Source organism: Rhizobium acidisoli, from assembly GCF_002531755.2.
In the GTDB taxonomy this organism is placed as follows: Bacteria; Pseudomonadota; Alphaproteobacteria; order Rhizobiales; family Rhizobiaceae; genus Rhizobium; species Rhizobium acidisoli.
This window is the reverse complement of record NZ_CP034998.1, coordinates 409689-430095: the sequence shown is the minus strand read 5'-3', so window position 1 is coordinate 430095 and position 20407 is coordinate 409689. Positions and strand designations below refer to the sequence as shown.

At 60.9% G+C, this 20407-nt stretch carries 23 protein-coding genes; 6 read left to right on the top strand and 17 right to left on the bottom strand.

Annotated features, from left to right (window positions below; all coding sequences use genetic code 11):
- Both CO657_RS02105 and rfbA read right to left on the bottom strand, forming a co-directional pair.
- A complete protein-coding gene (locus CO657_RS02105; protein WP_054181372.1) occupies window positions 1–375 on the bottom strand; it encodes a sugar 3,4-ketoisomerase in 375 nt (124 codons plus the stop codon).
- A 24-nt stretch (window positions 376–399) separates the two neighbouring features.
- Entirely contained in the window at window positions 400–1311 is a 912-nt protein-coding gene (gene rfbA / locus CO657_RS02100) for a glucose-1-phosphate thymidylyltransferase RfbA (protein WP_183693712.1), read from the bottom strand.
- Between the two features lie 251 nt (window positions 1312–1562).
- On the opposite strand from rfbA, the gene CO657_RS02095 reads away from it, so the two are divergent.
- The gene (locus CO657_RS02095) at window positions 1563–2351 is read left to right on the top strand and encodes a glycosyltransferase family 2 protein (protein WP_054181370.1); all 789 of its coding nucleotides are present in this window, start codon (window positions 1563–1565) and stop codon (window positions 2349–2351) included.
- 41 nt (window positions 2352–2392) lie between these two features.
- Here CO657_RS02095 and CO657_RS02090 read toward each other — a convergent pair whose 3' ends face one another.
- The 3 genes from CO657_RS02090 to CO657_RS02080 are packed head-to-tail and all read right to left on the bottom strand — an operon-like array spanning window position 2393 to window position 4380.
- Window positions 2393–3196 carry an anti-sigma factor family protein gene (locus CO657_RS02090; RefSeq protein WP_054181369.1) on the bottom strand — a complete coding sequence of 268 codons (804 nt, stop codon included), beginning with the start codon at window positions 3194–3196 and terminating at the stop codon, window positions 2393–2395.
- Window positions 3193–3798, bottom strand: a complete 606-nt coding sequence (locus CO657_RS02085; RefSeq protein ID WP_012556655.1) for an RNA polymerase sigma factor — start codon at window positions 3796–3798, stop codon at window positions 3193–3195. The genes CO657_RS02090 and CO657_RS02085 overlap by 4 nt, the downstream gene beginning before the upstream one ends.
- 45 nt (window positions 3799–3843) lie before the next feature.
- Window positions 3844–4380 (bottom strand): tetratricopeptide repeat protein, encoded by a 537-nt coding sequence (locus CO657_RS02080; RefSeq protein WP_003588403.1) that lies wholly within the window; start codon window positions 4378–4380, stop codon window positions 3844–3846.
- A gap of 169 nt (window positions 4381–4549) precedes the next feature.
- Here CO657_RS02080 and CO657_RS02075 point away from each other — a divergent pair, with 169 nt between their 5' ends.
- The 3 genes from CO657_RS02075 to CO657_RS02065 all read left to right on the top strand — a co-directional run bounded on the left by CO657_RS02075 (window position 4550) and on the right by CO657_RS02065 (window position 7422).
- Window positions 4550–5602: a type III polyketide synthase gene (locus CO657_RS02075; RefSeq protein WP_054181368.1), complete on the top strand. Its 1053-nt coding sequence runs from the start codon at window positions 4550–4552 to the stop codon at window positions 5600–5602.
- Complete coding sequence (locus tag CO657_RS02070) at window positions 5599–6102, top strand: isoprenylcysteine carboxyl methyltransferase family protein (protein ID WP_054181367.1); 504 nt, start codon at window positions 5599–5601, stop codon at window positions 6100–6102. The genes CO657_RS02075 and CO657_RS02070 overlap by 4 nt, the downstream gene beginning before the upstream one ends.
- 72 nt (window positions 6103–6174) lie before the next feature.
- On the top strand, window positions 6175–7422 hold the full coding sequence (locus CO657_RS02065; protein WP_054181366.1) for an NAD(P)/FAD-dependent oxidoreductase: 1248 nt from the start codon (window positions 6175–6177) through the stop codon (window positions 7420–7422).
- Here the strand turns inward: CO657_RS02065 and CO657_RS02060 are convergent.
- The 10 genes from CO657_RS02060 to CO657_RS02015 all read right to left on the bottom strand — a co-directional run bounded on the left by CO657_RS02060 (window position 7412) and on the right by CO657_RS02015 (window position 18311).
- Window positions 7412–7951 carry a gluconokinase gene (locus tag CO657_RS02060; RefSeq protein ID WP_054181365.1) on the bottom strand — a complete coding sequence of 180 codons (540 nt, stop codon included), beginning with the start codon at window positions 7949–7951 and terminating at the stop codon, window positions 7412–7414. The genes CO657_RS02065 and CO657_RS02060 overlap by 11 nt on opposite strands.
- A gap of 81 nt (window positions 7952–8032) precedes the next feature.
- Window positions 8033–8986 carry a peptide ABC transporter ATP-binding protein gene (locus CO657_RS02055; protein ID WP_003588411.1) on the bottom strand — a complete coding sequence of 318 codons (954 nt, stop codon included), beginning with the start codon at window positions 8984–8986 and terminating at the stop codon, window positions 8033–8035.
- The gene (locus CO657_RS02050) at window positions 8983–9999 is read right to left on the bottom strand and encodes an ABC transporter ATP-binding protein (protein ID WP_054181364.1); all 1017 of its coding nucleotides are present in this window, start codon (window positions 9997–9999) and stop codon (window positions 8983–8985) included. The genes CO657_RS02055 and CO657_RS02050 overlap by 4 nt, the downstream gene beginning before the upstream one ends.
- On the bottom strand, window positions 9999–10889 hold the full coding sequence (locus CO657_RS02045) for an ABC transporter permease subunit (protein ID WP_003588415.1): 891 nt from the start codon (window positions 10887–10889) through the stop codon (window positions 9999–10001). The genes CO657_RS02050 and CO657_RS02045 overlap by 1 nt, the downstream gene beginning before the upstream one ends.
- 9 nt (window positions 10890–10898) lie before the next feature.
- The gene (locus tag CO657_RS02040) at window positions 10899–11903 is read right to left on the bottom strand and encodes an ABC transporter permease subunit (protein ID WP_003588417.1); all 1005 of its coding nucleotides are present in this window, start codon (window positions 11901–11903) and stop codon (window positions 10899–10901) included.
- A gap of 87 nt (window positions 11904–11990) precedes the next feature.
- Window positions 11991–13586 (bottom strand): ABC transporter substrate-binding protein, encoded by a 1596-nt coding sequence (locus CO657_RS02035; RefSeq protein WP_003588419.1) that lies wholly within the window; start codon window positions 13584–13586, stop codon window positions 11991–11993.
- 360 nt (window positions 13587–13946) lie between these two features.
- Window positions 13947–14429, bottom strand: a complete 483-nt coding sequence (rirA, locus tag CO657_RS02030; RefSeq protein ID WP_003588420.1) for an iron-responsive transcriptional regulator RirA — start codon at window positions 14427–14429, stop codon at window positions 13947–13949.
- Between the two features lie 110 nt (window positions 14430–14539).
- Window positions 14540–15589, bottom strand: coding sequence for a M48 family metallopeptidase (locus CO657_RS02025; protein ID WP_054181363.1), 1050 nt, complete (start codon window positions 15587–15589; stop codon window positions 14540–14542).
- The gene (locus CO657_RS02020; protein WP_054181362.1) at window positions 15579–16661 is read right to left on the bottom strand and encodes a YjgN family protein; all 1083 of its coding nucleotides are present in this window, start codon (window positions 16659–16661) and stop codon (window positions 15579–15581) included. The genes CO657_RS02025 and CO657_RS02020 overlap by 11 nt, the downstream gene beginning before the upstream one ends.
- A 153-nt stretch (window positions 16662–16814) precedes the next feature.
- Complete coding sequence (locus CO657_RS02015; protein ID WP_054181361.1) at window positions 16815–18311, bottom strand: CoA-acylating methylmalonate-semialdehyde dehydrogenase; 1497 nt, start codon at window positions 18309–18311, stop codon at window positions 16815–16817.
- Between the two features lie 180 nt (window positions 18312–18491).
- Here CO657_RS02015 and CO657_RS02010 point away from each other — a divergent pair, with 180 nt between their 5' ends.
- Together CO657_RS02010 and CO657_RS02005 are read left to right on the top strand one after the other, a co-directional pair.
- Entirely contained in the window at window positions 18492–18806 is a 315-nt protein-coding gene (locus CO657_RS02010; RefSeq protein WP_054181360.1) for a putative quinol monooxygenase, read from the top strand.
- Window positions 18803–19684 carry a LysR family transcriptional regulator gene (locus CO657_RS02005; protein ID WP_054181359.1) on the top strand — a complete coding sequence of 294 codons (882 nt, stop codon included), beginning with the start codon at window positions 18803–18805 and terminating at the stop codon, window positions 19682–19684. The genes CO657_RS02010 and CO657_RS02005 overlap by 4 nt, the downstream gene beginning before the upstream one ends.
- Here the strand turns inward: CO657_RS02005 and CO657_RS36580 are convergent.
- Entirely contained in the window at window positions 19681–19845 is a 165-nt protein-coding gene (locus tag CO657_RS36580) for a hypothetical protein (protein ID WP_097609939.1), read from the bottom strand. The genes CO657_RS02005 and CO657_RS36580 overlap by 4 nt on opposite strands.
- 49 nt (window positions 19846–19894) lie before the next feature.
- Complete coding sequence (locus CO657_RS02000; RefSeq protein WP_054181358.1) at window positions 19895–20332, bottom strand: DUF4174 domain-containing protein; 438 nt, start codon at window positions 20330–20332, stop codon at window positions 19895–19897.
- Window positions 20333–20407: the final 75 nt, after the last annotated feature.

Genomic DNA, 20407 nt, shown 5'->3' with positions numbered 1-20407 from the left:
TCAGAGCCGCTCATAGGGGGTGTCGATGTAGTCGTCCTTATCATATCCGCGTGAGGCAAAAACGAGCAGGATCGAACCGGGACCGAAGGTCATTTGGTGCCAGTCCCTTGGCTCTACCAGCAGGCACTGGTCCGGCGACGACAAGGTGATCTCTTCCCGGGCCTTTCCATCGTCCATCAAAATCATCACGCTTCCCGAAAGCGCCACCAACGCCTGTCGAGTCTGGTGATGACGATGGCCACCGCGTGTGTATCCGTCGGCTCCATAGATCCAAAAGCTCCGGACGACCGGAAATGGCAGTATTCCGTCCATGACGGTCAGCGCGCCTCGTCCGTCGGACATCGTCTTTAACGTAAGCAAGGTAAAAGCAGACAAGATTGGTTTTCCAGTTTTGTCGGTTCAGCCGGTTGGGAAATGCGGAGCTGGCTCCCTCACCAGGCTGATGAGGTATCGACCGTAAGAGCTCTTTTCAAGTGGAGCCGCCAGCCTTAGCAATTGCTCGGCATCTATGTATTCCAAATGAAATGCGATTTCTTCGGGGCAGGCAATCTTCAGCCCCTGGCGCCGCTCGATGGTGGCAATGAACTGACTGGCTTCAAGGAGTGAATCGTGCGTGCCCGTATCAAGCCAGGCATGCCCTCTTCCCAGCACGGCAACATTCAGCCTGCCGGCCGACAAATAATGCCGATTGATGTCGGTTATTTCGGTTTCACCGCGCGGCGAGGGCTTCAAACCGGCAGCAATGTCAATCACGTCATTGTCGTAGAAATATAGACCCGTCACCGCGTAAGACGAGCGGGGCTTGGACGGCTTTTCCTCCAAGGTGAGGACTTTGCCCTGACCGTCAAATTCCACCACCCCATAGCGTTCGGGATCGTGGACTTTATACGCGAAGATCGTCGCTTCGTCCGATCTCGCCGAAGCCGCGGACAAATCATGCGTCAGGAGGTTGCCGTAAAAGATATTGTCTCCGAGCACGAGGGCGGTTGCCTCTTGCCCAATGAATTCCCTGCCGATCGAGAATGCCTGGGGAATTCCTTCCGGCGCGGCCTGCACGGCATATTGAAGATTCAATCCCCATTGGGCGCCGTCACCCAGCAGCTGTTCAAAGCGCGGCGTGTCCTGCGGCGTAGAGATAATCAGGATATCCCGGATACCTGCAAGCATCAGCGTTGACAGGGGATAGTAGATCATCGGCTTGTCAAAAACCGGAAGAAGTTGCTTCGAAATGGCGAGGGTCGCGGGATGGAGACGGGTACCCGAGCCCCCGGCGAGCAAGATGCCCTTGCGCAGCTTTTTCTTCGAAGACAAGAGACCTCCTGCAACCGGTAAATCCGCGCGCATTCACGACCCTTCGTGATGACGTCGCTGTTTGACACTGCTCACTACAGATAGATCGATCGGCATGCAATGCACTTACCGAGACGGGAAGTAGCCCAATTCCTCATCAATTGGGCATTGATCTAGGATAATCTCCAGTACTGGATTGCGACACCGCCTTTTCGTCTGCTACGGCTTGGCCAGATTTCGCCCCTTAGAATGTGAGCAAGACACCCGTCAAGATGGCCGCAAACACTGCCGATCCACATACTCCCCGGATAAGCCTCATCACTGTTTGCTGGAACGCCGAGCGGACCATTGCCGATACGCTGCGGTCCATCGACACGCAAACCTACCGCGATTTCGAGCACATCATCATTGACGGTGGCTCGGGCGATTCCACGATCGCCATCATTGCTTCGGCGCCGGCGGAGAACCGTCGCGTAGTTTCGGGACGGGACGGAGGTATCTATGAGGCCATGAACAAGGGGATCGGCCTTGCGAGCGGCGACATCATCGGCTTCTTGAACGCGGATGATACTTTCGAGAGCAGCGGCTCCCTCGAAACCGTGGCGGCCGCGCTGGACGATGAAGCTTATGACGGCTGCTATGGCGATCTCATCTATGTTTCCAACCAGCATACGGATCGCACAGTCCGTTATTGGAAATCCTGTGCGTTTGAACCCGGTTTTTTTAGACGCGGTTGGTGTCCGCCGCATCCTACATTCTATGTTCGGCGTCGCATCTATGACCGGTTCGGGACGTTCGATCTGCGTTATCGGCTGGCAGCCGACGTCGAGCTTATGATGCGCTTTCTGGAAGTCGCGCGTATCAGGACCGTTTATATTCCCCGCGTGCTGGTCAGGATGCGCTTGGGGGGCGCCACAAACAAGAACGTTCAGAACATATCGCGTCAGAACAAGGAAGTGCTGCGCGCCCTTGCCGACCACGGCTTAAGGGTCTCGATCGTCATGTTCTGGGCATCGAAGCTTTTGAACCGCCTCGGTCAGTTCGTGAAACGAAATCGATAGCAGGTTTATCACCTCCGATCTCAGCTCGGGCCAATAGCGGGTTAGGCCGCCACCCTCCCCCGCACCTCATCGGCAATCGCCGTCATCCTGTCCGCCTCGGCATGGCCGATCAGCATGAAGGCGTGCGTGCCGTTCGACCAGTAGACGACGTTCATGCCCTTACGACTTTCGAGATCCGGCGCCTTGCGGCCGGCATCGGAGCGGACGATGCAGAGCGCCATCGGGCCGCTTTCCGGGTCGAGATAGGCGATCTGAGCGAGCGGTTTGCCATCATATTGCAGCAGCAGAGCGCGTTTGAAATCGATGCCCGGCAGAGAAACGGATTCGGGGGAAAGCGATAGGCCGAGCTTTTCGTCGAGGCCTGCGAGCTGGGCGGCCTGGACGTCTCTCTCGGGCACGGGGCCGGCGAGAGTCTCCGGCGTATAGAGCGAGATATAGTCGGCGACCACGGCGCGCCATTCGCTGTTTTCATCCTTGGCCGAAATGCCTTTGCCGATGCCGAGGACAGCGCGGTCGATCGCGACGCCGGCGACAAGCGAGGCGGCAAGCGCGCCGAGGAAGCGGCGGCGACTGGCGGATACAGGCGTAGCGCCGGGTTTAGCGCTCTCAGGCACGGGGATGGCGGCGAGCATCGTTTGCAGTTTCTCGCGTGGAGCCTGCGACAGCAGCGGCGCAAAAGCCTGCTCGAAGGGCAGGCTGGCGCGGGCCAGGAATTCCAGCCGCTCGGCGACGCTCTCGTCTTCGTTCACCAGACTTTCGATGCGCGCGGCTTCTTCGGCCGTCAATTCGCCGTCGATGAAGGCGGTCAGATCCTCGTCGGAGGGAATGATTTGCTTCGTGTTCATTGCCGTCCCCCTTCCAGGCCATCGCCGGAGAGCCTGGCGCGGGCAGCCGCCAGCCGGCTCATCACGGTTCCGATCGGAATATCCAATATGCTTGCCACCTCGCGATAGGAAAGCCCTTCGACATAGGCGAGGAAAACCACCGTTCTCTGTGCTTCGGGCAGCGCATTGACCCGTTTCAGCACCTGACCGGCCATCACCTGCGTTTCGGTGGCATGCGCGCCGTCGAAGGTCAGCGTCTCCCGGGCATCGACGAAACCCTGGCCCTGGCGCACCCGGCGGGAACGGATCTCGTTCAGCCAGATCGAATGGAGGATCGAAAACAGCCAGCGGTCGAGCCGGGTGCCGGGAATGAACTGATCGGCGCGTTCCAGCGCGCGAACGCAGGTCGCCTGCACCAGATCGTCGGCGACATCGCGCTGATGCGAGAGAACAAGACCATAACGCCAGAGCCTTGCCAGATTTTCCGTCAGGCCGCTCCTGATATCCGCTTCGCTGGCGATGGCCGCCTCCGCCGATCCTGCATTTTTCGAAACCGCCGGACGAACCGGCGATTCCATTCTCGCGCGACTATAGGCAGGAAATGAGGTAGGCGCGACAGACATTCTCCCATGCCTTTCTCTGTTTCGTTTCCCGCCGGTGCCTGCCAATCAGATCTTCGACGGGTCGATGATGGCGGCGCTCAGATCCTGATATTCCTCACAAGAGGTGCCGCAGATCGCCTTGATGGTGCTCAACTGATCCTTGGCAAGGTCGAGCTGACCCTTAATGACATAGGCTTCGCCGAGATATTCGCGGACCTTGGCGTATTGCGGGTCCATCTTCACCGACTTGAGGTAATAGGAGATGCCCTCGTCGGTGCGGCCGAGCTTGCGGGTGGCATAACCGCGATAATTGAGCACCTCGGCGGTATTCTGGTCCTTGACCGTGTCGAGCATAGCAAGCGCCTCTTCATAGCGGCCGGTCTTGGCCAGCGAATAGGCGTAGTCGGTGCGGTTCTCGTCCGAGACGTTGGCGCTCTGCTGCTTGACGCATTTCTTGGTCTTCTGGTCGTAGATCTCACCCTTCTTGCAGGTCGGCATCGTGCTGCTGTCATTGCCGGCTGCAAAGACCGGGCCCGAGAAAACGGAAGCGGCAAGGCAGCCGCCGAGAAAGAGGGAAGCAATACGGACTGTCATGATCGTCATCGGAAAACTCCTCGAAAGTGACGTTGCGAGGAGAAAACACCGCTGCCCCGCGCTTTATTCGGCAGCCTTCCTATTTTCTCAATCACGGCTTCGTGAAGCCACCGCGGCCGAATAGATCGTCGAAACCGGGTGTTCTCAGCGTTACGCCGGGAACGACAAGGAGAATTTAGTGACCGATACCGTAAAACTCGTCAGCCTCGCCGTCGCCGCACCTGAACATGTCATTTTCCAGAAAGAAGCGGTCGAAGCCTCCGGCCGGCTGTTTGCCGATCGTTTTGAGGATTTCCGCCATCTTGCCCGCGTCTTCGACAGCGCCGGCATTCAAAAGCGCCATGCGGCGCGGCCGCTCGCCTGGTTCGACGAGCCGCATGGCTGGCAAGACCGGATGCAGGCCTATGCGGAGGTGGCAGCTGAGCTCTTTGTCGAAGCCGCCAGCTCAGCCCTTTCCCGGGCGGGGCTTGAAGCCGGCGATGTCGACTGTGTCGTGACAGTCTCGTCGACCGGTTTTACGACGCCGAGCCTCGATGCGCAGATGGCGCGCCGGATGGGCTTCAGGGCCGATATCGAGCGTGTGCCGGTGTTCGGGCTCGGCTGTGCAGCCGGGGTATCAGGCTTTGCGATCGCCTCCCGGCTGGCAAGAAGCCGGCCAGGCGCCGTCGTGCTCTTCGTCTCGATCGAGCTCTGCACGCTTGCCTTCCGGCTTGACGAGCTGACGCGGCCAAACATCATTGCGACGGCGCTTTTCGGCGACGGTGCCGCCGCCTGCGTGCTGCGATCCGGCAAAGGCGGGCTGGCGGAGGTGGAATCGACCGGCGACCATCTCTTTCCCGACACGCTCGACATCATGGGCTGGAAGATCGACGACGGCGGTTTCGGCATCGTGCTGGCGCAATCCCTGCCGCCTTTTGCCGAAAAGGAGCTCGGCCCGGCGGTGACCGCCATTCTGGCGCGAAACGGACTGACACCTGCAGATATCGATCGCTTCATCTGCCATCCCGGCGGCACCAAAGTCCTGGCCGCGATGGAGAGCGCGCTTTCGCTGACGCCGGGCACCCTTGATCACGAGCGCGGCGTGCTTGCCGACTACGGCAATATGTCCTCGCCGACCATTCTGTTCGTGCTCGAGCGGGCGATCCGCGCCGGATTGCCGGAGCGCTCGGCGATGATCGCCATGGGGCCGGGCTTTTCGGCGAGCTGCGTGACGCTCCGGAGGATGGCATGATCTGGCCATCGATCGCGCTCCTTGCCTTCGTGACGCTGCAGCGGCTTGGCGAACTCGTGCTTGCCCGGTGTAACACTGCCGCCCTTCTCGCCAGAGGCGCCAGGGAACTGGCGCCGGAACACTATCCGGCTATGGTGGCGCTGCACGCCGGCTGGATCATCGGCCTCTGGCTGCTGGCACCCGGCAGGCCGGTCGAGCTCTTCTGGTTTGCCGTCTTCATCGGGCTGCAGGCGCTGCGGCTTTGGGTTCTGGCCACGCTGAAAGACCGCTGGACGACGCGCATCATCATCCTGCCCGGCGCGCCGCTCGTCACATCAGGCCCCTATCGCTTCCTCCGGCATCCGAACTACGCGATCGTCGTCGGCGAGATCGCCGCCCTTCCGCTGGCCTTTGGCCTCCCCTTTTTCGCGATCGGCTTTTCACTTCTCAACGCCTGCGTCCTCTATGTCCGCATGAAGGCCGAAAATGCCGCACTGAAAAGCGCAATGATTTTGAAATGAAGGCGATTTTTCGTTTGCTCCGCGGTATCGGCAGGGGCATTTTCACTGCGATAACAAAGCGGAATGCAGGGAATGACGAAAAACGCAATCGTGCTCGGCGCCGGCATCGTCGGCGTGTCGACGGCTATCCATCTTCAACGGCGCGGCCGGCAGGTGACGCTGATCGACCGCAAGAATCCGGGCAACGAAACCTCTTTCGGCAATGCCGGTCTGATCCAGCGCGAAGGTGTTGCGCCCTACGGGTTTCCGCAGCAGCTTGGCCTGTTGCTGCGTTATGCGCTGAACAACCGCATCGATGCGCATTACCATCTGCGCACGCTGCCGAGCCAGCTTGCCTTTCTCGCCCGCTACTGGTGGAATTCGAACGCCCGGCGCCACGCTCTCATCACCCGGGCCTATGCGCCGCTGATCGAAAATTCGATTGCCGAACACAAGGACCTGATCGAAGCGTCCGAGGCGCAGGCGCTGATCCGCAGGGATGGCTGGATAAAGATTTTCCGCACGCCTGCCAGGCGTGACGAAGCCCTTGGAGAGGCAGCACTTTGGCGGAACGAATTCGGGGTGGCATATGACAGCGTGACCTCGGCCGATATCGCCCGCATGGAACCTGACATGACAGGCGTTTTCGCCGGCGGCATCCGCTGGCGTGATCCCTGGTCGGTGCTCGATCCGCATGCGCTGACATCGGCCTATCGCGGCTATTTCGAAAGCCTCGGCGGCAGGTTCGTCACAGGCGACGCCGCCTCGCTTAGCCAGTTCGGCTCCGGCTGGAAGATCATGACTGGGGAAGGCCCGCTCGAAGCCGGCGATGCGGTGATTGCGCTCGGCCCCTGGGCGGCGCTTGCAACGCGCCGCCTCGGCTATTCCTTTCCGCTCGGCGTCAAGCGCGGCTATCACATGCATTATGCCGCCAAGGGCGATGCGGTGCTCAACAACTGGATGCTCGATGCCGAACGTGGCTATCTCCTTGCGCCGATGCGGCGCGGCATCCGCCTGACGACGGGCGCGGAGTTCGCAACGCTTGATGCGCCGAAAACACCGGTCCAGCTCGACCGGGCCGAGGCGGTGGCCCGCACGATCTTCCCGCTCGGAGACAGGCTCGATCCTGAACCCTGGATGGGCGCCCGCCCCTGCACGCCGGACATGATGCCGATCATCGGCAAGGCGCCGCGCCATCAGGGCCTGTGGTTCGCCTTCGGACATGCCCATCACGGGCTGACGCTCGGGCCGGTGACCGGCCGGGTGCTTGCCGAACTCATCACCGGCGAGACGCCGTTCATCGATATTGCGGCTTATGCGCCGCAGCGTTTCAACCCGTAACGCCGAGAGTGGCAAGCCCTTCGAGGGCCGTTGCCGCGATGCCTTGCACCGTATCGTCGATATCGACGGTGACGACACCTTGCTCGCCTGTCGGCACCTCAAGCGTTGCCAACTGGCTTTCCAGCAGCGACACCGGCATGAAATGCCCTTTGCGCTCACCCATGCGCTGCGTCAGTAGCGCCTTCGATCCTTCGAGATAGACGAAGAACAGATTGCCGCCGGCCGCAGCCCGCAGCCTGTCGCGATAGATGCGCTTCAGCGCCGAGCAGGAGACGATGATGCCCTCGCCTTTCTCCAGCGAGGCCTTGATGTCTTCGCCGATGCGGTCGAGCCAAGGCATCCGGTCCTCGTCGGTCAGTGGAATGCCCTTCGACATCTTCTCGACATTGGCGGCCGGATGCAGTGCATCGCCTTCGACGAAAGCCAGGTGCAGGGCTTCCGCGAGCTTTTCGCCGACAGAGGATTTGCCGCAGCCGCTGACCCCCATGACGATGATCGCATGAGGTTTGTTCGTCCGCAGATCCGGCATGTTTCCTCCTGAAGCTTCTAACTGTCAGTCATTCCGGACGGAAAACCGCTTCACACTTTTCCTGGAATTCCCATTTCCCACTCAATCGAGCGGGAAGTGACAGGCATATTGTTGTGCACCCTCTCCCCTTAGTTCGGGAGAAACCTGGCGGCAATAGTCCTGCGCCTTCCAGCAGCGCGGGTTGAAATGGCAGCCGGACGGCGGCTTCAGCGGTGACGGCAGTTCGCCCTGCAGGCGGATGCGGTTCTTCTCGCGCTCAGGATCGGCAATCGGCGTCGCCGACAGCAAGGCTGCCGTATAGGGATGGCGCGGCCTAGCGAAGACCTCGGCGGCGGGACCGGTTTCCACCGGGCGGCCGAGATACATCACCATCACCTCGTCGGCGATGTGATGGACGACGGAGAGGCCGTGCGAGATGAAGAGATAGGCAAGGCCCATCTCCTTCTGCAGATCCATCAACAGGTTCAGCACCTGCGCCTGGATCGACAGGTCGAGCGCCGAAACCGGCTCGTCGAGCACCAGCACCTTCGGCCGCAGCATCAAGGCGCGCGCAATGGCGATGCGCTGGCGCTGGCCGCCCGAGAACATATGGGGGTAGCGGCCATGGTGCTCCGGACGCAGGCCGACGCGGGCCATCATCTCCTCCACCTTGCGGCGGCGGGCGGCGGCGTTGAGATCGGTGTTGATCTTCAGCGGCTCTTCCAGGATCGAGCCGACCTTCTGGCGCGGGTTGAGCGAGCCGTAAGGATTCTGGAAGACGATCTGCACCTGGCTGCGCAGGCTGCGGTCGCCGACCCGGGCGGGCTTGCCGTCGATCAGCAATTCTCCCGCTGTCGGGTTCTCGATCATGGTGACCAGGCGGGCGAGCGTCGACTTGCCGCAACCGGATTCGCCGACGACGGCGAGCGTCTTGCCGGAATGAAGGCTGAAGCTGACGCCGTTCAGCGCCTTGACGGTGGCATCGGCTTTGAAGAGACCGCGGTTGACGGTGTAGAAGCGGGCGAGATCCCTGCCCTCGAGAACAGCGCCTGTCATACCAGGTCTCCTGCAGTTTCAGTGGCCATGACGCCGGGATGGCCGAGCGGCTTGCCGTCCTTCAAAGGATAATTGCACAAAGCCAGCCCGAGCTCCGGCCCCTGGCGGACGACGCCGCGATCGCATTCGACGGTGGCGTAGCCACAGCGCGGCGCGAAAAGACAGCCCGTCGGGCGGCCGTGCTGGCCGGGAACGACACCGGCGATCGATGGAAGACGCTGGCCGACTTCGGCGCGTTCCGGCAGGGCGGCGAGAAGGGCTGCGGTATAGGGGTGGTGCGGATCGCGGAACAGCGCCTTTACCGGCTGCTCCTCGACCTTCTGGCCGGCATATTGCACCTGCACGCGCTCGGCGGTTTCGGCAACGACACCCATATCGTGGGTGATCAGCACCAGCGCCATGCCCTGCTCTTTCTGCAGGCGCACGAGCAGATCGAGGATCTGCGCCTGGATCGTCACGTCGAGCGCGGTCGTCGGCTCATCGGCGATCAAGAGCTTCGGATTGCAGGCGAGCGCCATGGCGATCATGACGCGCTGGCTCATGCCGCCGGACATCTGGTGCGGGAAGTTCGACAGCCGGTCTTCCGGCGCCGGAATGCCGACGAGGTTCAGAAGCTCGATCGAACGTTCGCGGCGCTCCTTGCGGTTGAGGCCCATATGGACGCGCAAGGTCTCACCGAGCTGAAAGCCGACGGTGAAACACGGATTGAGGCTCGACATCGGCTCCTGGAAGATCATCGCCATGTCCTTGCCGACGATCCTGCGGCGCTGGCGGCCGGAGATCCCCCGCAGATCCTGGCCGTCGAACTGCATGCGGTCGGCAGTGATCTTCGCCGTCCAGGGCAGAAGCCCCATCAGCGCCAGCATGGCAACGGATTTGCCTGAACCGGATTCACCGACCACCGACAGGATCTCGCCCTTGTCGCAGGCGAGCGATACGCGGTCGACGGCGCGGAAGAGACCTGAAGAGGTCTGGAATTCGACGGTCAGATTTTCAATTTCGAGAAGTGGCATCACGACCTCTTCAGCTTGGGGTCAAGCGCATCGCGCAGGCCGTCACCCATCAGATTGATGGCGAGAACGGTGATGAGGATGGCAAGACCCGGGAATGTTACGACCCACCAGGCGCGCGAGATGAACTCGCGGGATTCGGCCAGCATCGTGCCCCATTCAGGCGTCGGCGGCTGGGCGCCCATGCCGAGAAAGCCGAGGGCGGCGGCATCGAGGATTGCGGCCGAGAAGGCGAGCGTCGCCTGGACGATCAGCGGCCCAAGACAGTTCGGCAGGATGGTCTTGAACATCAGGCGGAAGGTGCCGGCGCCGGCAACACGGGAGGCGATCACATATTCCTTCTCACGCTCCGTGATGACGGAGGCGCGCGTCAGCCGCACGAAATGCGGCTGGTTGACCAGCGAAATCGCAATCATCGCATTGGTCAGGCCGGGGCCGAGCACGGCCACGAGCACGAGGGCGAGCAGCAGTGACGGGAAGGCCAGGATGATATCCATCAGCCGCATGATCGCTGTATCGACCTTGCCGCGGAAATAGCCGGCAACGAGGCCGATCAGAACGCCGCAAACGACCGAAAGGGTGACGACGACGACGCCGATGAAGAGCGAGAAGCGCGCGCCGTAGATCAGGCGCGAAAGGATATCGCGGCCGACGGCATCGGTTCCGAGCGGGAACGAGATGCTGCCGCCTTCCATCCAGGCCGGCACGGCCAAGAGCACCTGGCGGTTCTGCTCGTTCGGCGTATGCGGCGCAAAGACCGGCGCGAAGACGGCGACGACCAGGATAATGACGAAGACGACGAGGCCGATGACGGCGCCCTTGTTGCGGGAGAAATAATGCCAGAACTCCGCAAGAGCGGATGGCTGACCGGTTTTGACGGTGACGGTGCTCATGAACCGCTCCTAGTGACGAATGCGCGGATTGATGAAGCCGTAGAGGACATCAACAATCAGATTGACCAGCATGATGACGCCGGCGATCAGCAGAAGGCCGCCCTGGACCACGGCGTAGTCACGCTTGAAGACCGAGTCGACCATCCATTTGCCGATGCCCGGCCAGGAGAAGATCGTCTCGGTGAGGATGGCGCCGGCCAGAAGAACACCGATCTGCAAGCCGATGGTGGTGATGACCGGGATCATCGCATTGCGCAACGCGTGCACGCCGACGACGCGCAGCGGCTTCAGGCCTTTCGAGCGGGCCGTGCGGACATAGTCTTCGCCGAGCACCTCGAGCATTGCCGAACGCGTCTGGCGCGCAATGACGGCGAGCGGGATGGTCGCCAGCACGATGGTCGGCAGAATGAGATAGCTGACAGCCGAGGCGAAGGCGCCCTTCTGGCCGGACAGCAGGCTGTCGATCAGCATGAAGCCGGTGACCGGCTTGAAGAAATACATCAGCGAGATGCGGCCGGAAACCGGCGTCCAGCCGAGATAGCCGGAGAAGAAGATGATGAGCAGCAAGCCCCACCAGAAAATCGGCATGGAATAACCGATCAGGGCGACACCCATCACGCTCTGATCGAACCAGGTGCCTCGCTTGACGGCGGCAAAGATGCCGGCGGGCACGCCAAGACAGACGGCGAGGATGATGGCACAGAAGGAAAGTTCGAGCGTTGCCGGAAACAGCGTCAGAAATTCGCCGAGAACCGGCCGCTTGGTGACGATCGAAGTGCCGAGATCGCCGTGCAGCACTTTTCCGAGATAATCGAAATACTGCACATACATGGGCCGGTCGAAACCGAGATCGTGCATGATCTGGGCGTGCCGCTCCGGCGCCATGACGCGTTCACCCGATAATAGCATGACGGGATCGCCGGGCAGCATGCGGATGAACGAGAAGGCAATGAGGGAAACGCCGAGGAATGTCGGGATCAGCACCGCAAGGCGGCCGATGAAAAAACGCAACATGGCAGATGTCCAATAGTTTCCGGCGGTCAGGGGGTGCCTGACCGCCGGTTGCGCCCAGCTCTGCCGGGCATTCTTACATTTTTCTTGTTATTCGGATACGTCGACGCCGTCGAAGCGGTGAATGCCGAGCGGATCCATGAAGAAGCCGGAGACCTTCTTGCTCATCGGAACGAAGACGAGCGAGTGATCGAGGGTCGCCCAGGGGGCTTCCTTCTTGAAGATCAGCTGCGCCTGCTCATAGGCCTTGGTGCGCTCGCCGACATCGGCGGTCAGCTTGGCCTTGGTCATCAGGTCGTCATATTCCTTGTTGCACCACTGAGCACGGTTGTTGCCGCCGACAGCATCGCAGCCAAGCAGCGTATCCATGAAGTTATCCGGGTCGCCGTTGTCGCCGGTCCAGCCGAGGATGACAGCGCCGTCGCGCTTCACGTCGGAGGAGAGCTTCAGATATTCGGCCCATTCATGGGTAACGATCTCGACCTTGACGCCGGCCTTGGCGAAATCGGCCTGGATCAGCTCGGCAGCGCGGCGCGCGTTCAGCATGTAGGGACGCGACACCGGCATCGCCCAGACCTTCATGCTGAGATCCTTGACGCCTGCATCGGCGAGAGCCTTCTTGGCGGCATCCGGATCGTACTTGTCGTCCTGAACGGCGTCGTTATAGGACCACATCGTCGGCGGGATCGGATTCTTGGCAACAGCCGCTGCACCCTGGAAAACGGCGTCGATGATCGCCTGCTTGTTGATCGCCATGTTCAGCGCACGGCGAACTTCCGGCTTGTCGAACGGGGCCATCTGCGTGTTGTAGGCGAGGAAGCCGACATTGAGGCCGGCCTGTTCCATCACCGTCAGATTGCCGTCCTTCTTCAGCTCGGGAACGTCAGCCGCATTCGGATAAGGGATCAGGTGGCATTCGCCGGCCTTCAGCTTCTGCGCGCGGACGGCGGCGTCAGAGGTGATGGCGAAAACCAGATCGTCGATCTTTTCCTTGCCCTTGAAATAGGTTTCGTTCGCCTTGTAGCGGATGACGGCATCCGGCTGGTAGGCGACGAAGGTGAAGGGGCCGGTGCCGAGCGGCTGCTGGTTGAGCTGCGCCATCTTGCCGTCGGCGGCGAGCTTGTCGGCATATTCCTTGGAAACGATCGAGGCGAAGTCCATCGCCAGGTCGGCAAGGAACGGCGCTTCGGGATGGTTGAGCGTGAACTTGACGGTGAGGTCGTCGACCTTCTCGATCGACTTGATCAGATCCGGGAAGCCCATGCCGGCGGCATATTCGTAGGAACCGCCCTCGACATACTTGTTCCACGGATTGTCGGCCTTCAGCTGGCGCTCGAAGGAGAACACGACGTCGTCGGCGTTGAAATCGCGCGTCGGCGTGAAGAAGTCGGTGGTCTGATACTTGACGCCGGGATGAAGCTTGAAGGTGTATTCCGTGCCGTCGGCCGAAACGCTCCAGCTGTCGGCGAGGCCCGGTTCGATCTCGGTACCGCCATGCTTGAATTCGACCAGGCGGCTATAGACCGTACGCGACGAGGCGTCGAAGGTCGTGCCAGCCGTATAGAGGCTCGGGTCGAAACCCTCAGGCGAACCCTCGGAGCAATAAACAAGGGTCTTGGACCAGGCCGACGTCGCCATGACCGAAATCAGGGCCGTCGCTGCCAGCATGACAGAGATCTTTTTCATAATATTGTTTCCCGGTTGTTCTTTTTTGATGTCTGGAGACCGCAGATATGCATCCCGATCGACGGTCGATGGAACGACATTTATCTACTGAAAGCAACGGGCTACGGAGAAAATTTTTCCAGTTGGACAATTTTAGAAATTTTCAATCAAAAATCGGCCTCATTTGGACAGATTCGGATAAAAACGTCCGGGATTTCGTCGTATTTTGGATATTTGCGCCCCTTATGCGTGTCTTGATCGGTCAGAAAAGCCTGATAGGCTTGAGGCGTTTATTCTCGCCGAGCCAGTATACGCGGCAAAATAAAAACCGCGATGGCCGGGGCCACCGCGGTTTCAAAACTCCGTCCTGCTCTTCTGAATTCAGGCGGCAGGCGCAACGATCGCGGGTTTGCGATACGGCTGCTCGCCGGTGATCCCGAGAAGGAAATTGATCTGCGGACGTGCCTTAACGAGGTCGTCGATGGAATATTCCGACAGTACGGCGAAGAAGGCGTTGAGCGCCTTGCGCAGCGCCGAATTCAGGCCGCAGCTGTCAACCAGCGGGCATTCGACCACGCCGTCATCCTCGAAGCATTCGGCCATGGCGAAACTGTCTTCCGTCACCCTGACGACGTCGAACAGCGTAATGTCGGCCGCCGGCTTGCCCAGGCGCACGCCACCATTGCGACCGCGCACGGTTTCGACGAGGCCCGCCTTGTTCAGCGGCTGGAGGATCTTGAAAAGAAACAGTTCGGACACGCCGTAAGCCCTGGCGATTTCCGGAATCCGGCTCAAGTGCCCGTCGTTGGCAGCACAATACATCAACATGCGAACCGCATAGTTGGTCTGCTTCGTCAACCGCATGCCATTCTCCTGACTCGTGCCTGTTCAGACCTATATAGGCGGTTTGGTAGTTTTGAACAATTCCAAAATATGAAATTCGCATTCAGCTTATGAGGCCATTTGCCGCGACGTCAATCCTGCTGCAGTATCCGGTCATATTCCAAAATCGCCTGCTTGCGTTCGGGGGTGCCGGGATGGGTAGAGAGCATGCTGGTGCTGGCATGATCGCCGAGCTTGGCTTCCAGGACATCGAAAAACCGCGCGATCGCAACAGGATCCATGCCGGCCTTGCGCATCAGCTCCACCGAGCGCCGGTCGGCCTCGGCCTCTGCACTGCGTGAATAGGACAAGGCCAGCAGGCCGCCGCCCTGCGTCAGGATATCCTCGACGCCCGAGCCGACATCGCCGGCAATCAGCATGACGAGACCGGCAACGCCTGCGGCGCGATAAAGCTGCCGGAGGCTGTGCTTGTATTCGACATGGCCGATCTCATGAGCGACAACGCCGGTTATCATCTCGTCGTCGCCGCCCGCCAGTTCCACCAGTTGGTCGGTGATGACGATGTTGCCGTCGGGAAGCGCGAAAGCATTGGGACCGATCAAGCCGCCATCGCGGAAATTCAGCACATAACGGCCGGCGCCGCCTTCGGCATTGGCAGCGACCTGACGGAAGCGAGCGGCGATTTCGGCCTGCCGGGCTTCGTCCAACTGGCTGGCGGACAGCGCCGTCCTGTCGAGCGTGTTGAGAGCGCTATAGGACATTGCCTCGGAAACAACAGGCGGCGTCACCAAGACGGCGACTTCGACGAGCGCCGGCAGCGCGTAACGATAGATTCCGACGGCGAGCAGAACGACCGCGACCGCGAAGACGAAGATGCGGGGATGAAATTCCTCCAGCCGATGTACCCAGCCGCTTCTGCCGCCGCCGCGAAGAAAGGCATCGATGGCATCATTGTCGCTGCTCTCGAAGACCGAGCCGTCGGCAAAGACGGCGCGTCGGGGGATCGACCCGACGCGCGGCGTGAAGGAGAGCTCTCCGGCCGCGCTGTCCGAAAGGGCGACATCCTCGTCGGTTACGGCGAGCAGGCGCCCGCCGCGCGACAGCAGGCGTGCGGGAACGGAGCCGCTCGAATGCGGCGGATACCATTCCCCTTTGGCGACGGTCTCTGCGTCAGAAACCAAAATCGATCCCTTCCATACTCATATATTCCGCACCGACGGCGGCGCCAGTCGTTTGAAACTGCGTAAAGACCTCGCCGATTTCGCCTTCGATGCGGATCGCCGTGTGCTCGGCCACATAGCGTGCCAGACGAACCGCCGCCCAGGGGCGCATCAAGCCGAGGGTAAGCATCGTCACCACGACGTTCGATATGGCGATCCAGGCATAGCGTGCACGGGAAAGATCGCTGCGCAAGAGATGCTGGCCGTCGATGCGGGTCGACGACCAGACGATGTTATGGACGGCGGCCCGATATATGAGGCCTGCAAGGCCATAGACGATGATCAGGCCGAAAACGACAAGATACATTCCCGACACTATCATCAACACAGCGGCGTCATGCTCGAATGCGCCGGGGTCATTGGCCTGCATTCCGACGACCGCGATCGCAACCAACCCGGCGAGAACGACTAGGCCCAGCACGACCATCAGGGCCGGGATGAGAAGCGCGCGGTAGAGCGTGCCAATCTTGGGATCGGTATCGAAAGGCCGGTTGCCATAGCGGAGATTGTTGAAAACATACCGGTTGAGCCAGCGGCTGGCGAGGGGCGCAAGCAGACCCAGCGACAGGAAGGCGACGAGGCCTCCGAGCATCACGGAGACGAAGGCCCCGCCGGCCGTGCCGGTGAAATCAAATCGCACATTGCGGTAGCTGGTCACGCGGGCGTTGAAACGTATGCCTCTGACGATCAGCCAAGGAAGGGCGATGAGCACCAGGATCGTGGTCACCAGCGAAAACAGCGGATGGATCGCCGCCAGAATGTTGGCCACGACCACGAAGGCGAAGACGATGAGGCGACCGATGAGAATCTGCTTGCCGGTGGCGTGATATTCGAAAGCGCGGCCAAGCAGGACGGTGTTGCCGTAGAAATAGCGATTGCGCCGCACTTTCGCCCAGGCGGAATAGATGCCGAGCGTTACGATCGTCAAAAGGACATTGACGATCCAGATACCGAAATATTCCGATGCGGTGCCGGTGAACCGGGCACGTTCAAACGCGTTCGCCGCGGAGCCCGCGGACACTCTGTTATCCATGATCTTTGCTTCCCCCAGCACATTGCCCGCCACATCATGATGAGAATCACGTGTCGAGCGCGCCAACAGAAAAGCAAAGGCGAAGAAATGACAACCTGAAATCGAAAACGGGGGCCATAAGGCCCCCGAATTGCAAATCGATCTATCGTCAGATCACTTCATCGTCGGCATGACGAATTCAGCGCCGCTCTTGATGCCGGAAGGCCAGCGAGCGGTGACGGTCTTGGTCTTCGTCCAGAACTTGATCGAATCCGTGCCGTGCTGGTTGAGGTCGCCGAAGCTCGAGGCTTTCCAGCCGCCGAAGGAGTGGTAGGCGAGCGGAACCGGGATCGGAACGTTGATGCCGATCATGCCGATATTGATGCGCGAGGCGAAATCGCGGGCGGCATCGCCGTCACGGGTGTAGATCGCGACGCCGTTGCCATATTCGTGCTTCATCGGCAACGACAGCGCCTCTTCGTAATTCTGGGCGCGAACGACGGAGAGGACAGGTCCGAAGATTTCGGTCTTGTAGATATCCATCTCAGGCGTGACGTGATCGAACAGGCAGCCGCCGACGAAATAGCCGTCTTCATAACCCTGGAGCTTGAAGTCGCGGCCATCGACGAGCAGCTTGGCGCCTTCCTCGACGCCGCGGTCGATCAGGCCGCGAACGCGGGTATAGGCGTCCTTGGTGACGAGCGGGCCCATGTCGGCCTGGTCGTCTGTGTAGGGGCCGATGCGCAGCGATTCGATCTTCGGGATCAGCTTTTCGACGAGGCGGTTGGCGGTTTCCGCACCAACGGGAACCGCAACCGAGATCGCCATGCAGCGTTCGCCAGCCGAACCGTAGCCTGCGCCCATCAGCGCGTTGACGGCCTGATCCATATCGGCATCCGGCATGATGATCATGTGGTTCTTGGCGCCGCCGAAGCACTGGGCGCGCTTGCCATTCATCGCCGCCGTACCGTAGACGTAACGGGCGATCGGCGTCGAGCCGACGAAGGAGACGGCGCCGATATCGGGATCGGTGAGGATCGCGTCGACGGCACCCTTGTCGCCGTTGACGACATTGAGGATGCCGGCGGGAAGACCGGCCTCGATCATTAGTTCGGCAAGACGGATCGGCAGGGAGGGATCACGCTCGGAGGGCTTCAGAATGAAGGCGTTGCCGCAGGCGATCGCCGGCGCGAACATCCACATCGGGATCATGCCGGGGAAATTGAAGGGGGTAATGCCGGCGCCGATGCCGACCGGCTGGCGGATCGAATACATGTCGATCGCAGGACCCGCGCCCTCGGTAAACTCGCCCTTGGCGAGATGCGGGATACCGCAGACGAATTCGCAGACCTCGAGGCCGCGGATGACGTCACCCTTGGCGTCTTCGATCGTCTTGCCGTGCTCCTTGGAGAGCATTTCGGCAAGTTCATCCATGTGCTTGTTCAGGAGTTCGACGAATTTGAAGAAGACGCGGGCGCGGCGCTGCGGATTGGTGGCAGCCCATTTCGGCTGCGCAGCCTTGGCGTTTTCGACAGCGGCGCGCAGTTCCTCGACGTTTGCGAGCGCGACCGTCGCCTGCACTTCGCCTGTTGCCGGATTATAGACATTGCTCACGCGGCCGCTGGTGCCGGCGACCTGCTTGCCGCCGATGAAATGACCGATCTCACGCATGGATGCTCCTCCTGTTTTTGGGATGGCCTACCATCGCACTTCAATTTGCACAAATCAATGCGCTGATATAAGTAACCGTTGTGCGTAAATTATAGCACTGCCATTGCATCAGGCGTTGCTGCTGCTCCCAAACTTGGAACGGCAGGCGGACAAGTCAAATCCCAAGGGGAGGTCAAACCGATGAGCCGCAAACCCGTCGTCAGAATGGCGGAGCTGGAGATCAATCCGGACATGCTTGACGCCTATCGCGCCTTGCTGACGGAGGAAATCGAGGCATCCGTCAGGCTGGAAGCAGGCGTCCTTTCTCTCAGTGCTGTTTCCATCAGGGACGACCCGAACCGGATCCGTATTCTCGAGGTCTATGCCGACCAGGATGCATACGAGGCTCATCTGCGGACACCGCATTTCCTCAAATACAAGGCCGAGACGGCCGGCATGGTGACATCGCTGACGCTTCTCGATGTCGATCCCATCGTAATGCGGGCCAAGCCATGAACTGGGACGACGTCCGGATTTTCCTTGCCGTCGCCCGCACCGGGCAGATCCTTGCCGGCTCGAAGCGGCTGGGGCTCAATCACGCCACGCTCTCGCGCCGGCTGACCTCGCTGGAAGAGGCGCTGAAGACGCGGCTGTTCATCCGCCGCACCAATGGCTGCGAACTGACGGCGGAAGGCGAAGTGTTCCTGGCATCGGCCGAGCGGATGGAAACGGAAATGCTCGCAGCACAGGCGAGCCTCGGCCACACCGATACGGCGATCGCCGGGACGGTGCGCGTCGGCGCGCCTGACGGCTTCGGCGTTTCTTTTCTCGCGCCGCGCATGGGAAGACTGATCGAGCGTCATCCGGCGCTGAAGATCCAGCTTGTCCCGGTGCCGCGCTCCTTTTCGCTGTCGCAGCGCGAGGCCGATATCGCCATCACGCTGGAGCGGCCCGAACAGGGCCGGCTCGTCTCTTCCAAGCTCACAGACTACACGCTCGGCCTCTATGCCTCGCGTGATTACCTCGCCTCCCGGGGCACGCCAAGCGATATCGAGGCGCTGAAGGCGCATCCACGCATCGGCTATGTCGAAGACCTGATCTTCACCGCGTCGCTGAATTTCTCCGGCGAGGTGATGCGAAGCTGGGATGCCAGCTTCGAGATTTCGACGGCGATCGGGCAGACGGAGGCGGTACGATCAGGCGCCGGCATCGGCATTCTGCATGATTATATTGCCCGGCAATATCCGGAGCTCCGACGCATCCTGCCCGACATTTCGATCCGGCGCGCCTACTGGACGACCTACCACGAGACGGCCCGCGACCTGGTGCGCGTCAGGAGCGTCGTCGATTTCCTGCAGGAACTCATCGGCGCCGAGCGGCAGATCTTCCTTTAACGGGAAACGTGCCTTGCCGGCTCGTCATTTTCATCCGGATTGGGAACCGGCGCCTCGTCAGGCAGCCGGTCCGGCTCGGGCTCCGTGATCGGCGGCACCGGCTTCCAGCCGGGTGCCGGCATCGGCGGCTGATCGGGAATGGGTTCGTTGGGCACGGACATGGCCGCCTCCCTTTGCATGATACTGGATTAAACTGACGACGGGCCGGGGCTATTTGTCCGGCTTCAGCACATCGGCAGCGCGCATCGGCATGCTGTCGATGATAGCGAAAAGCTCGCCATCGGTGATAGGCTCGCTAACCTTGAGCTTCACCGTGCCGTCCTTGCCGACAAGGAAGGCGGCAAATTCCCCAATCTCCGCCGCCTCGAGATCGCGGCGGATCGCCTCGCCGTCAAGGCCGTCCGCCGCACCGAAGAGCGGCAGGACAGCTGCGCCCGAAATCTTGAGCACCACCAGATCACGCTCGTCGAGGGCTGAGCGATCGGCCAAAAGCTGATTTTCCTGGCGGGCGGCGCGAGCATTGTCCTTGTCGGCCAAAACGACGAAGACGCGGTTCTTCCACTGGAACGCCGCCAGGCTTTCGATCGGTGCATAAGCGCTGTTCGTCTCGTCGATTTTGGTCGCGCCGTAGAGAAGGGTTTTCGACATGCATATTCTCCCGTTAACTTGGAGAACGGGGGGGAGACGGCATGGGTTCCATCCAATCGATAGGATCCCGGTTTT